We start from the raw sequence: 13,294 nt of genomic DNA on the forward strand, positions 1-13,294 counted from the left end.
CCTCACCTCCTTACTTTCTCACCCCATCACCTATTTATCCTTGTTGCCCACATACCGGCGCAGGCTTTTTTCGGCGGCGGGGTTGAGCTGGGTGGCTTTTTCGAGGTCGACGCGGGCTTCCTTGAACTTGTTGATGGACGCGTAGCTGATGCCCCGGTATTCGTAGGCGTCGGCGTAGTTGGGGTCGAGGGCAATGGCCTTGGTGAAGTCGGGAATGGCCGAGCGGTAGTTGTAAATCTGCATCTTGGCCGAGCCCCGGCCGAAGAACGCGTCGCGGTCTTGGGGGTTGTATTTGGTGGCCTTGCCGAAGTCCAGGATGGCGCCGCTGTAATCCTTGGTTTCCAGACGGTTCAGGCCGCGGTTGTAGTACACGTTGCTGTTGGTGGGCTCCAGCTGAATGGCCGCGTTGTAATCAACCATGGCCGCCTTGTAGTCTTTCAGCTCGCTTTTGGCCCGGGCCCGCATCAGCAGGGCCTCCACATTGCGGGGTTCGGCTTCCAGGGCGGCATCGGCCGCTTTGATGTCCTTGCGGTGGTCGGGGGCCGTTTTGCGGGCCGCTGGGTCGATGTAGGCCGAGGAGCCGGACGATGACGGGACACTGGCGCCCGCATCTGTTTCGGCAGCGGTACCGCGGGCCGAAGGGCGTTCGATGTCGGCGGTGCTGCTGCGGGCGCAGGCGCCGGCCAGCAGCAACGTGGTACCAGCAAGCAGGGAGAGGAAGGGTGCTTTCATGAAAAAGTAACGTGTAGTGGGTAAAACGCCACTTCAGCCGGGCGGCTAAGGTGGCGGCGCGCCTTTGTACGGCCGCCGCATCCAAAGGGGCAAAGACGGGGCCGGAATTTTGGGGCGCCCGTTTTCAGTAGTCGTACCAAGCGCCGCGCGCCCGACTGCCCCGGCCTGCCTATCTTTGCCCGGCCGGACGTGGGCGTTACCTGCGGCGGGCGCTTCTTTTACTTCTCAACCGAACACAATATGGCATTGCAATACGACCTGGTCGTTATCGGCAGCGGCCCGGGCGGCTACGTAGCCGCCATCCGGGCCTCGCAGCTGGGCTTGAAAGTAGCCGTGATTGAGCGCGAGTCGCTGGGCGGCATCTGCCTCAACTGGGGCTGCATTCCCACCAAAGCCCTGCTCAAGAGCGCCCAGGTATTCGAATACCTCAACCACGCCGCCGACTACGGCCTGAGCGCCGAGAACGTGGCCTACGACTTCGGCGCCGTGATTCAGCGCAGCCGGGGCGTGGCCGATGGCATGAGCAAGGGCATCAACTTCCTGTTCAAGAAGAATAAGATTGATGTCATCATGGGCACCGGCAAGCTGCTGGCGGCCGGCAAAATCGAGCTCACCAAGGCCGACGGCGGCAAGGATACCGTGGAGGCCAAATCCATTATTCTGGCCACCGGCGCCCGTTCGCGCGAGCTGCCGGCGCTGCCCATCGATGGCCAGAAAATCATCGGTTACCGCCAGGCTATGGTGCTACCCGAGTTGCCCAAGCGCCTCGTGGTGGTGGGTTCGGGCGCCATCGGCGTCGAGTTTGCCTACTTCTACCGCACGATGGGCTCGGAGGTGACGGTGGTGGAATACCTGCCCCGCATCGTGCCCGTGGAGGACGAGGAGGTGTCGCGCCAGATGGAAAAGTCGTTCCGCAAAATTGGCGTCAAGGTGCTCACCAGCGCCGAAGTAACGGCCGTCGACACCAGCGGTGCCGGTTGCAACGTAACCGTAAAAACGGCCAAGGGCGACCAGCAGATTGAGTGCGACGTGGTGCTGAGTGCCGCCGGCGTAGTCACGAACATCGAAAACCTGGGCCTCGAAGAGCTGGGCATCAAGGTAGAAAAAGGCCGCCTCGTGGTGGACGATTTCTACCAGACCAACGTGCCCGGCATCTACGCTATCGGCGACATCGTGCCCGGCCCCGCACTGGCCCACGTGGCCTCGGCCGAGGGCATTATCTGCGTCGAGAAAATCGCCGGCCACCACCCCGAGCCGCTCAACTACCAGAACATCCCCGGCTGCACCTACGCCTCGCCCGAAATTGCCTCCGTGGGCATGACTGAGGCCGAAGCTAAGGAGCAGGGCTACGAGGTGCTGGTGGGCAAGTTCCCGTTCTCGGCCTCAGGCAAAGCCTCGGCCGCCGGCGTGAAGGACGGTTTCGTCAAAGTCATCTTCGACAAGAAGTACGGCGAGTGGCTGGGCGCCCACATGATTGGCGCCAACGTAACCGAAATGATTGCCGAAGTGGTGGTAGCGCGCAAGCTCGAAACCACGGGCCACGAAATCATCAAGGCCGTGCATCCGCACCCCACCATGAGCGAGGCTATCATGGAAGCTGCCGCCGCCGCTTACGGCGAAGTAATTCATCTGTAAGCCAGTTGCTTTATACCCAGCAATAAAGAAGCCCTTCCGACTTGCGGAAGGGCTTCTTTTGTATATTGGGGCTCCATCCATCTAACCACTGCCCGCTATGAAATGGCTGCCTTCCTTCGTTCGCTTATTTATGCTGTTTGCCCTGGGCCTGTTGCTGACTTTTCTCGGTGCCATGGGCTCTATAAATCATATAGGAGAAGGCTCCGGTACTTTATACAGTTTTGCCCGAATTCTTGGTTTGCTTCTATCGGTACTCGCCCCGCTGCTGATACTGCTGAAGTTTTTCTCCCGGCTCGACCGCAAAAAAGCACAGTAATTACCGATTACTGCGCCTGGTATTTGCTTTTGATGAAGCCGGGCATATCCTGGCCGTAGTCCTCGGTTTTGGTAGCTTCGGTTTTCCAGAGCGCCTCTACCAGCAGCAGTAGCAGGGCCGTTTCTTTGTCGGCGTCGGCGTATTCGAGCTGCGCGAAGGCCTGCCGGAGCCGGACCGGCAGCGGGCGCATAAACCGCTCGTGCTGCTGGCGAGCCATTTCCGAGTCGGCCAGGCGGTACTGCAGCTTCCAGAAGTGCGGCTCGTCGCGCACCAGCTTGAACGGCAGCTCAATCACACTGTGGATGAACGTGAGCGGGTCGGGCTCGGTGAGGCCGCCGCGGTTGGCTTCGATTATTCGCTTGTAGCCGCTGCGAATGACGAATTCCAGCAACAAATCTTTGGAGCCGAAGTGCTTGAAAATAAGGGCTTCCGATACGCCGGCCTCGCGGGCAATGAGCTGGGTAGAGCTGTTGTCGAAGCCCCGCTCCCCAAAAAGCCGCAGGGCCACGTCGGCAATGTGCTGTTTGCGGTTGGTCATGGCAGGCAGGGGCGGAGCGGGTGGGCCAGCGCCCGGAGTGATTGAACCCGCAATTACGGGTGCAAAAGCCTAAATACGTGCAGCGGCCGCAAAATAAGTGCTTCCCCGAAGCCCCAAAAAGAAGCCGGCCGATTCGGGGATTCCGAATCGGCCGGCTGCGTTTGTTCCGAAAGCCAGCGGGCGGCAGCGCCGGGGCAGGGCCGCGCGGCTTTCGGAGAGGCCGGCTGTGGGTGGGAGTGCAGCCGGGTAATCAGGGCGGGGAATTGGCCATCGGTGCCTAGTGGGAGTCAGCAGCCGTTAGCGGGAGCAAACTTACGCAATGATTCCGAAACCCAGTAAGTGTTAGCTCACTTTCGCAGGGTGAGCAAACACTCACCAGCCTGGCGCAAGTGATAAGCTGCTGAAATTCGACTTGTTATCAGGAGGTGTAAAATTTTGGCTCAGGTGAGCTACACCGGTTTTCAGGTCAGTATAGGACTTGCGGGACCGGCTGGTAGTAACGCGAACTTTGTAGTTCGCGCCCGCGCGCCGTTCGGGCAGCCCTGCTGGTTCGGGGACGACGCGAACTACAAAGTTCGCGCTACATCTAAACGATTGGAAACCTCCGCTAGCTGCTCGCCTGTGCCCCGCCGAGGCGACTACCGGCCCGAAACCGCGCCACTTTGCCCCGGATTTCGGCCAGCCCCAGGTTGTGCACGCTGCCGAGGTGGGTGGTTTGAAATTCGCGGTGCGGCTCGTAGGAGCCGTCTTCCACGGCCCGGCCCACCTGCCGGTAGGCCTCCCGGAACGGCACGCCGGCCTGGATGAGCTGGTTGATATTCTCCACCGAAAACACGGCGTCGTACTTGGTCTGCTTCAGCAAATCGGGCTTGATGCGCAGCTCAGGCAGCGCAAACAGTACAATGTCGAGAATGTCGAGCAGCTGCGTCATGGGCCCGAACAAGGTTTCCTTGAGCAGCTGGAAGTCGCGGTGGTAGCCGCTGGGCAGGCCGGCGGTAGCCAGCAGCAGCGTGTTGGGCAGCGCCTGTAGCACCTGGCAGCGGCCCCGAATCAGCTCGAACACGTCGGGGTTTTTCTTGTGGGGCATGATGCTGGAGCCGGTGGTAAAGGCGGCCGGCAGCTCCACGAAGGCCAAATCCTGGGAGTTGTAAAGCACCAGGTCGTAGGCCATTTTGGCCAGTGTGGCGGCCATACCAGCCAGGGCGAAGGCAAGCGTGCGCTCGGTTTTGCCGCGCAGCATCTGCGCCCCCACGCTGCTCACGGCCAGGCTGCCAAAGCCCAGTTCGCGGGTGGTTTGCAGCCGGTCGATGGGGAAGGAGGAGCCGAAGCCTGCGCCGGAGCCCAGCGGGTTCTGGTCGGCCACGGCGTAGGCGGCCTCAAACAGCGAAAGGTCGAGCAGCAGATGCTCGGCGTAGGCCGAAAACCAGAGCCCGAATGAGCTGGGCATGGCCGCCTGAAAGTGCGTGTAGCCCGGCATCAGGTCGGTCTGGTGCGCCTCGGCCTTGGTCAGCAGCACCTCCACCAGCTCCAGCGTGAGGCTCGCGGTGCGGCGGCAGTAGTCCTTGATGAACAGCTGCAGCGCCGTGAGCACCTGGTCGTTGCGCGAGCGGGCGGTGTGGATTTTCTTGCCCGCGTCGCCGAATTGCTCGGTCAGGTAGGCTTCAATTTTGGAGTGCACGTCCTCGTACTCGGGCTCGATAACGAACGTGCCGGCGTCCAATTGCTGCTGAAGCTCCTCCAGGCCCTGCTGGAGCTGCGCGTTTTCGGCCGCCGTCAGCAGGCCCGCCGCCGCCAGCATGTTGGCCTGGGCCCGCGAGGCCTGCACATCGAACGGGGCCAGGTACAGGTCCAGCTCCCGGTCGCGGCCCACGGTAAACTGTTCAATCTTCTGATCGACGGCAATGCCTTTGTCCCAGATTTTCATACTTGATTTTTAGGCTTTTAGCTGACAGCTGCTAGCTATTAGCTGCTGTTTATACGACTCGGGCTGAATACTTTGCCGGGCCGTTCAGGTGGTTTTCTCGCAGAGGTTCGCGGAGGTATGCGCGGAGGTAAAAAAGAGGTATGACGGCCTGCTGAGGATGATTTGAGAGCGACGCTAACAGCTACTAGCTAAAACCCAGTTGGTTCAAAACCATTCAGCAACTCCACGTAGCCCCGTACGCCGGCCCTGATTTCGCTGAGCAGGATATACTCGTCGGGGGTGTGGGAGCGAGCCGAGTCGCCGGGGCCGATTTTGACGGTGGGGAAGGGCATCATGCTCTGGTCGGAGAGCGTGACGGAGCCGAACGGGCGGCGGCCCAGCGCCCGCGCGCGCTGCACCAGCGGGTGCTCCGGAGCGATGCGCGAGGAGTTGAGGTGAGTGGAGCGCGGCACTACCTCCGAGTCAAGCAGACCCCGCACCAGCTCCACCACTTCCTGGTTGGTGTACAGCTCGTTGGTGCGCACGTCGGCTACGAAGGTGCAACGGTCGGGCACCACATTGTGCTGGCTGCCGGCCTGAATTTGGGTAACTGTCAGCTTCACCGGCCCGAGTAGCTCCGAAACGCGCTCAAACTGGAACTCGCGCAGCCGCTGAATATCGTTGAGGGCTTTGTAGAGGGCGTTTTCGCCCTCGTCGCGGGCGGCGTGTCCTGTCCGGCCGTGGGCGGTGCAGTCGAGGACCACGAGGCCTTTTTCGGCTACGGCGAGGTCCATCTGGGTGGGCTCACCTACGAGGCCCAGCACAATTTCGGGCAGCAGCGGCAGGAGCCGACGGATGCCGTCGGGACCCGAAATTTCCTCCTCGGCCGTGATGGCACAAGTGAGGTTGAAGGCGGGCGGGTGCTGCTCGAAATACAGAAAAGTAGCCAGCAGGCTCACGGCCGCGGCCCCGGCGTCGTTGCTGCCCAGGCCCGTCAGCCGGTCGCCCGCCAGCACGGCCCCAAACGGGTCGGCGGTCCAGCTGGGGCCGGGCTGCACGGTGTCGTGGTGGGAGTTGAGCAGCACCGTGGGCCGGGCCGGGTCGTAGTGCCGGCTCACGGCCCACACGTTATGGGCATTGCGCTCGGGCCGGGCTCCGTGGAAGGTCAGGAAGCGCACGAGGTGGGCGGCCGTCTGGTCTTCCTGCCGCGAAAACGAGGGCGTCTGAATCAGCTGAATCAGCAGCTGAATGGCGTCGTCGGTGAGCTGGGTGAGCAGCGGCTCGTTCAGCGGCTGGGTTAGCTCCGGCATAGCACGGTTTTTACGGGTTCGTGGAGGCGGAGCGCGTTTTCAATCACCACGCTTGCCACGCCGGCATTCAGCGCCGCAAAGGCGTTATCGAGCTTGGGCACCATGCCGGCGGCTACTGCGCCGGCCGCTTTCAGCTGGGCGTAGTCGGCGGCCGTCAGGCGCTCAATCACCGAACTATCGTCGTTCACATCGGCCAGCACGCCGTCTTTCTCGAAGCAGAAATGCAGCTCTACGGCCCGCCGCGGGGCCAGCGCCACGGCCACGGCGCTGGCAATGGTATCGGCGTTGGTGTTGAGCAGCTGGCCCTGGCCGTCGTGGGTGATGGCGCAGAGCACGGGCAGCAAACCGGCCCGTAGCAGCAGCTCCAGCAGGCCGGTGTTCACGGCGTCGGCCGGCAAATCGCCCACAAAGCCGTAGTTGATGGCGCCCACCGGCCGGCGCACGGCCCGGATGGCGTTGCCATCGGCCCCCGAGAGGCCGAGCGCGTTGACGCCGGCCGCCTGCAGCCCGGCCACCAGCTGTTTGTTGGTTTTGCCGGCGTAAAACATCGTTACAATGTCGAGCGTGGCGGCGTCGGTGATGCGGCGGCCCTGCACCAGCTGCGGCTCGTGGCCCAATTGGGCGAGAAGCTGGCTGGCCCCGCGGCCGCCGCCGTGCACCAGCAGCCGGGGCCCCGGCACCTGGGCCAGCGCGGCCACAAAGCGGCTCAGCTGGGCCGGCTCGTCGAGAATGGCGCCGCCGATTTTATAGATTTTCAGGGTTTCAGCCATAGCACGCTTGTGGGGAGAATGAGCAGACGGCCGCCGGGGCAGGGCCAGTCAGTGGGGCCCGCGGAATTTTTTTTGCGGCTGCCGCGGCAAAGTTTCCGAAAAAAAACATTTACGTTTGCAACGCTTTCCGGCATTCGCTCACTTTTAAATCCGGAAAGCCCCGCCGCCCCGCGGCACTCGCATATGATTCACCTCTCTACCCCTGCGCTTCTGCGACGACCAAACCTGGTCGTGCGAATTATGCCAGCTTAAGCTGGCCGCACTGGTATTGCCGGGTTCTTCGTCGCCGAAGAGCCGGTTCGGGGCCCGCCCATCGGCCCGCCCCCGAGAAATTCCCCGAATCAACTGCCCCCTGGTCCGAGTGTAAGCTTCCGCGTGTTTTTTCCGGCCCGGTGCCGGAACGCCCCGCCCTCCCGGTTCGCCGCCGCCGAGCCCGCCGCCTAAGCGCGGCGGCCGGTTGCTTTCGGCGCCTGCTGCTCCGCTGTTTCTGCGAGCCGGCGCTGCCTGCCTACGTTCGTGTTTCCACGCCTGCGGCCCTGTTGGGCCGCTAACCGACCCTCCGACATGTTGCTCCGAGTCGCCGAAGCTGCCGATGCGCAGCACGCCGAAACCCTGTGCCACTGGTATGCCGAATCGGCCCGTCAGCGGGGCGTGGGCATTGCCAAGCGCGACCCTAACTATCTGATTAAGAAGATGGAAAAGGGTGATTCCATCATCGCCTTTCTTGACGGGGCGCTGGCTGGTTTCTGCTATATCGAGACCTTTGAAGACGCCAAGTTCGTGGTCAATTCCGGGCTGATTGTGAACATGGAGCTGCGACAGGAGGGCCTGGGGCGCGCCATCAAAGAGCGCGTGTTCGAGCTGTCGCGCACGAAGTATCCAGCGGCCAAAATCTTCGGCATCACCACCAGCGCGGCCGTGATGAAAATCAACTCCGAGCTGGGCTACCGGCCCGTTACGTTTCCCGAACTCACCCAGAGCGAGGATTTCTGGAAGGGCTGCGCGAGCTGCAAAAACTACCCGATTCTGCAGGAAAATGAGCGGCGTATGTGCCTGTGCACCGGCATGGTGTACGACAAACTAAACGACCGTTTCAGCCAGCAAACCATCTCAGTATTGAGTAGTGAGACGTGAGTAGTGAGTATGAAAAAGTGCGGTGGCTTAACTCATTTAAGGGTTTGCCCGGCTCGTTCTTTCCCACTCGTCATTCCTCTCACTACTCAATACCCACTACTCAATACTAGACATGAAAAAGAAAGTCGTTTTAGCCTACAGCGGCGGCCTCGATACCTCGTTTTGTGCGGTGTACCTGACCCGCGAGCTGGGGCTGGAAGTGCACACGGTTATCGTGAATTCGGGTGGGTTTTCCGCTGCCGAGCTGGCCGCCATTGAGGCGCGGGCCTACGAGCTGGGCTCCTCCCGGCACGAGGTAATCGACGTAACCCAGCGCTTTTATCGGGACTGCCTGCGCTACCTGATTTTCGGGAACGTGCTCAAAAACGACACGTATCCGCTGAGCGTAAGTGCCGAGCGCATGTTCCAGAGCCTGGCGCTGGCCGAGTACGCCCGCGCCCATCAGGCCGACTACATTGCCCACGGCAGCACCGGCGCCGGCAACGACCAGGTGCGCTTCGATGTGGCCTTTTCGGTGATTGCGCCGGCCACTGAAATCATCACGCCCATCCGCGACCTTAAACTTTCGCGGCAGGCCGAAATCGACTTTCTCAACCAGCACGGCTTCGAAATGAGCTGGGAAAAGGCGAAATACTCTATTAACAAGGGCATCTGGGGCACCAGCGTGGGCGGCGTCGAAACGCTGACTTCGCGCGAGGCCCTGCCGGAAAGTGCCTACCCGTCGCAGTTGCAGCGCCAGGATTCGGAGCGCGTGGAAATCACGTTTGAACGCGGTGAGCCCGTGGCTTTGAATGGACAGAAAATGGAGCCGGTAGCCCTGATTCAGCAGCTGAACGAGCTGGGCGCGGCCTTTGCCATCGGCCGCGATACGCACGTGGGCGACACGATTCTGGGCATCAAGGGCCGGGTGGGGTTTGAGGCGCCCGCGCCGCTCATCCTCATCAAGGCCCATCACCTGCTCGAAAAGCACACGCTCAGCCGCTGGCAGCTGCTGCACAAGGATTACGTGGCCAATTGGTACGGCACGCTGCTGCACGAGGCCCAGTACCTCGACCCGGTGATGCGCGACTTCGAGGCCCTGCTCGAATCGAGCCAGGCGCGGGTGTCGGGCACGGTGTTCGTGACCTTGCAGCCCTACCGCTTCGAGCTGCAGGGCGTGGAGTCGAAGTTCGACATGATGCAGTCGAAGGTGGCCACCTACGGCGAGGAAAATAACGCCTGGGACGGCCGTGACGCCCAGGGCTTCATCAAAATTTTCAGCAACCAGCTGAAGATTCATTCCTCTTTCGACGATGAAAATTAAAGTCGGCATAGTGGGCGGCGCGGGCTACACGGCTGGCGAACTAATCCGCATTCTGCTCCATCATGAATACGCCGAATTAGGCGCCATCGTGAGCTCCTCCAACGCGGGCAACGCGGTGCACCAGGTGCACGACGACTTGGTGGGCGAAACGGAACTGCGCTTTGCCACCGAACTGGCCGGCGACGAGGACGTGGTGTTTTTGTGCCTGGGTCACGGCAATTCCAAGGCGTGGCTTCAGAAAAACACGCTGCCCGAAAGCACCGCCATTATCGACCTGAGCAACGATTTCCGCCTGGCGGCCGATGCGGAATTTGCCGGTCGCGAGTTCGTGTACGGATTGCCGGAGCTGAACCGCAGCCGCATCCAGCAGGCCCAGAGCATTGCCAATCCGGGCTGTTTTGCCACGGCTATTCAGCTGGCGCTGCTGCCGCTGGCCCAGGCCGGCCGGCTCACGGATGATGTGCACGTGTCGGCCATTACGGGCAGCACGGGGGCGGGGCAGGGGCTGGCAGAAACGGTGCATTTCTCATGGCGCAGCAACAACGTGTCCATCTACAAGCCCTTCACGCACCAGCACCTCGGCGAAATCGGCGAGAGTCTGGCGCAGCTCCAGCCGCAGTTGGGCGCGGATATTCACTTCATTCCCTACCGGGGCAATTTCGCGCGGGGCATTTTCGCCAGCGTTTACACGCCCTCGGAGTTGACCCAGGACGAGGCGCGGGCGCTGTACCAACAGTTTTACGCCGACGCGCCGTTTACCACGGTGTCGGATAAGGAAATTCACCTCAAGCAGGTGGTTAATACTAATAGGTGCCTGCTACATGTGCAGAAGGTAGGCAAGCAGCTGCTGATTACCTCAGCAATTGATAATCTGGTGAAAGGCGCGTCGGGCCAAGCGGTGCAGAATATGAACCTGCTATTTGGGCTGCCGGAAACGACGGGGTTGATTTTGAAAGCGGTTAATTTCTAGCATTCCACCAATTACCCAAGCTGTAAATGGCACTCCAAATTTGTCCGAAATGCAAGGAGCATGCCTTTACCTGGTACATATCAGAAAACAATGCGGGTGGGGAAGTTACCATCTGGCAGTGCGCGAGTTGCGAATACTACGCTTTCGAGTATGACGAGCGTATGTCAAGACCTTGTCCACACTGTGGCTCAGGACAGGAGTCAAAATTACTCGACCAGGAGAATGAATACTGGTGGTGCTACTGCTGTAACAGTACTAATGTGGTTGCTTCGTTTAAATAGTTAATAGCCCAAAAACCATGGAGCTTTTCAACGTGTATCCGCTCGTCAACATCACGCCCGTGCGCGCACTCGGCGCGAAACTCTGGGACGATAAGGGACAAGAGTACCTGGATTTCTATGGTGGCCACGCCGTTATTTCCATCGGCCACAGCCACCCGCACTACGTGCAGCGCCTCACCGAGCAACTGCAACACATCGGCTTCTACTCCAACTCGGTGCAGATTCCGATTCAGACGGAGCTGGCCCGCAAGCTGGGCCAGGTATCGGGCTACGAGGACTACGCGCTGTTTTTGTGCAATTCGGGCGCCGAGGCTAATGAGAATGCGCTGAAGCTGGCTTCCTTCCATACCGGCAAAACCCGCGTAGTGGCCTTTCGAGGCGCGTTTCATGGCCGTACCAGCGGCGCGGTGGCCGCCACCGACAACCCCAAAATTGTGGCGCCATTCAACGCCGGCCACGCCGTCAGCTTCCTCGAATACGACCTGGCGGCGGTAGAAGCCACGCTGCAAGCCGGGGGCGTGTGCGCCGTAATTATCGAGCCGATTCAGGGCGTGGGCGGCATCATCATGCCTGCCGATGAATTCCTGCAAGGCTTGGCAGCGCTGTGCCGGCAGTATGGCGCGCTGCTCATTGCCGATGAGGTGCAGAGCGGTTACGGCCGCAGCGGCAAGTTCTTTGCCCACCAGCACGCCGACATCCGGCCCGATATTATTTCGGTGGCCAAGGGCATGGGCAACGGCTTTCCCATCGGCGGCATCCTGATTTCGCCCGAGTTAAACGCCTCCTACGGACTGCTGGGCACCACCTTCGGCGGCAACCACCTGGCCTGCGCCGCTGCCCTGGCCGTGCTCGAAGTCATCGAGAACGAAAAGCTGCTTACCCACGCTACCGAGCTGGGCGGCTACCTCCGCACGGAGTTGCTGGCCCACGCCGGCGCCGAAGAAATCCGCGGCCGGGGCCTAATGGTGGGCATCAAGTACAACTTCCCCATCAAGGAAATCCGCGACCAGCTGCTCACCGAGCACCACATTTTCGTGGGCAACGCCTCCGACCCCACGGTGCTCCGACTACTGCCGCCGCTCAACATCACGCGGGCCGAGGTTGACCGGTTTTTTGGGGCCTTGTACGCGCTGGTGCCGGTTGCAGTCAGAACGGTGTAGAGACGCATACTTGCGTCTCGTCGTTGAACGGCCCACACCCGAACGACCCCAGTTTACCAACAACGTCAGCAACGATTGAGACGCGAATACGCGTCTCTACACCCCACGCCATGTCCCAAACAGTAAAACTTGTTCTCGAAGACGGCACCGAAATCCAGGGCGAGTCCTTCGGCGCGTTCACCTCCGCCGCGGGCGAGGTGGTGTTCAGCACGGCCATGACGGGCTACCCCGAAAACCTGACCGACCCGTCCTTCGCCGGCCAGATTCTGGTGCTGACTACTCCCATGGTGGGCAACTACGGCGTGCCTGGCGAGGAGCTCTACGAATCGATTTCCCGCATTTTCGAGTCCGACAAAATCCACGTGGCCGGGCTGGTGGTCAACTACTACTCCCAGGAGCACAGCCACTGGAACGCCGCCAAATGCCTGGGCGACTGGCTGAAGGAGTACAACATCCCCGGCATCTGCGGCGTCGATACGCGCATGCTGACCAAGAAGCTGCGCGAAAACGGTGCGCTGCTGGGCAAAATCGTGGCCGACGGGCAGGACCTGCCCCTGCACGACCCCAACCTTGACAACCTGGTGGCCCAGGTGAGTCCGGCCGGGGTGCAGCACTATGGCCACGGCCAGCACAAAATCGTGCTCGTCGACTGCGGCACCAAGACCAACATCCTCCGCTGCTTCCTGGAGCGCGACGTGGAGCTGATCCGCGTGCCCTGGGACTACGATTTCACCCAGCTCGACTACGACGGCCTGTTTCTGAGCAACGGTCCCGGCGACCCCAAGCTATGCGAAGCCACCATCGGGCACCTGCGAAAAGCGCTAACCCAGGACAAGCCGATTTTCGGCATCTGCCTGGGCTCCCAGCTCATGGGCCTGGCGGCGGGCGGCGACACGTTCAAGCTCAAGTACGGCCACCGCAGCCACAACCAGCCCGTCAAACTCACCGGCACCCAGCGCTGCTACATCACCAGCCAAAACCACGGCTTCGCGGTCGATACCGCCACGCTGCCCGCCGAGTGGCAGATGCTGTTTGAGAACCTGAACGACGGCACCTGCGAAGGCATCAAGCACCAAACCAAGCCGTTCTTCTCCACCCAGTTCCACCCCGAGGCCGCCGGCGGGCCAGAGGATACGGAGTTTCTGTTCGATGACTTTTTGACGGCGGTGGCGGAGTATAAGAGTAGCGCTGGAAGATAATAAGCGAAGATGCTTCGGCTCCGCTCAACATGACATTCTGATT

The 13,294-nt window shown here is 61.2% G+C and carries 12 protein-coding genes; 7 read left to right on the plus strand and 5 right to left on the minus strand.

Going from position 1 to position 13,294, the window contains the following annotated elements:
* Positions 1-30 precede the first annotated feature (30 nt).
* Entirely contained in the window at positions 31-732 is a 702-nt protein-coding gene (locus H145_RS22580) for a tetratricopeptide repeat protein (protein WP_019947147.1), read from the minus strand.
* A 240-nt stretch (positions 733-972) separates the two neighbouring features.
* Here H145_RS22580 and lpdA point away from each other — a divergent pair, with 240 nt between their 5' ends.
* Together lpdA and H145_RS0105555 are read left to right on the plus strand one after the other, a co-directional pair.
* Positions 973-2,367 carry a dihydrolipoyl dehydrogenase gene (lpdA, locus tag H145_RS0105550; RefSeq protein ID WP_026351278.1) on the plus strand — a complete coding sequence of 465 codons (1,395 nt, stop codon included), beginning with the start codon at positions 973-975 and terminating at the stop codon, positions 2,365-2,367.
* A gap of 97 nt (positions 2,368-2,464) precedes the next feature.
* Positions 2,465-2,683, plus strand: coding sequence for a hypothetical protein (locus tag H145_RS0105555; RefSeq protein ID WP_019947149.1), 219 nt, complete (start codon positions 2,465-2,467; stop codon positions 2,681-2,683).
* A 7-nt stretch (positions 2,684-2,690) separates the two neighbouring features.
* Here H145_RS0105555 and H145_RS0105560 read toward each other — a convergent pair whose 3' ends face one another.
* The 4 genes from H145_RS0105560 to argB all read right to left on the minus strand — a co-directional run bounded on the left by H145_RS0105560 (position 2,691) and on the right by argB (position 7,204).
* Positions 2,691-3,221, minus strand: a complete 531-nt coding sequence (locus tag H145_RS0105560; protein WP_019947150.1) for a TetR/AcrR family transcriptional regulator — start codon at positions 3,219-3,221, stop codon at positions 2,691-2,693.
* Positions 3,222-3,828: 607 nt separating this feature from the next.
* Positions 3,829-5,145: an argininosuccinate lyase gene (gene argH, locus H145_RS0105565; RefSeq protein ID WP_019947151.1), complete on the minus strand. Its 1,317-nt coding sequence runs from the start codon at positions 5,143-5,145 to the stop codon at positions 3,829-3,831.
* A 188-nt stretch (positions 5,146-5,333) separates the two neighbouring features.
* Positions 5,334-6,434, minus strand: a complete 1,101-nt coding sequence (locus tag H145_RS0105570; protein WP_019947152.1) for a M20 family metallo-hydrolase — start codon at positions 6,432-6,434, stop codon at positions 5,334-5,336.
* Complete coding sequence (gene argB, locus H145_RS0105575; RefSeq protein WP_019947153.1) at positions 6,422-7,204, minus strand: acetylglutamate kinase; 783 nt, start codon at positions 7,202-7,204, stop codon at positions 6,422-6,424. Before argB ends, H145_RS0105570 begins: the two co-directional genes overlap by 13 nt.
* A gap of 564 nt (positions 7,205-7,768) precedes the next feature.
* On the opposite strand from argB, the gene H145_RS0105580 reads away from it, so the two are divergent.
* The 5 genes from H145_RS0105580 (at position 7,769) to carA (ending at position 13,251) form a co-directional block, all read left to right on the plus strand.
* The gene (locus H145_RS0105580) at positions 7,769-8,338 is read left to right on the plus strand and encodes an N-acetyltransferase (protein ID WP_019947154.1); all 570 of its coding nucleotides are present in this window, start codon (positions 7,769-7,771) and stop codon (positions 8,336-8,338) included.
* 112 nt (positions 8,339-8,450) lie between these two features.
* Positions 8,451-9,641 (plus strand): argininosuccinate synthase, encoded by a 1,191-nt coding sequence (gene argG / locus H145_RS0105585; RefSeq protein ID WP_019947155.1) that lies wholly within the window; start codon positions 8,451-8,453, stop codon positions 9,639-9,641.
* Entirely contained in the window at positions 9,631-10,611 is a 981-nt protein-coding gene (argC, locus tag H145_RS0105590) for an N-acetyl-gamma-glutamyl-phosphate reductase (protein WP_019947156.1), read from the plus strand. Before argG ends, argC begins: the two co-directional genes overlap by 11 nt.
* A 298-nt stretch (positions 10,612-10,909) precedes the next feature.
* Positions 10,910-12,052 (plus strand): aspartate aminotransferase family protein, encoded by a 1,143-nt coding sequence (locus H145_RS0105595; protein ID WP_019947157.1) that lies wholly within the window; start codon positions 10,910-10,912, stop codon positions 12,050-12,052.
* Between the two features lie 110 nt (positions 12,053-12,162).
* Positions 12,163-13,251, plus strand: a complete 1,089-nt coding sequence (gene carA, locus H145_RS0105600) for a glutamine-hydrolyzing carbamoyl-phosphate synthase small subunit (RefSeq protein ID WP_019947158.1) — start codon at positions 12,163-12,165, stop codon at positions 13,249-13,251.
* Positions 13,252-13,294 lie beyond the last annotated feature (43 nt).

Origin of the sequence: Hymenobacter aerophilus DSM 13606 (assembly GCF_000382225.1) — a bacterium.
Lineage (GTDB): Bacteria > Bacteroidota > Bacteroidia > Cytophagales > Hymenobacteraceae > Hymenobacter > Hymenobacter aerophilus.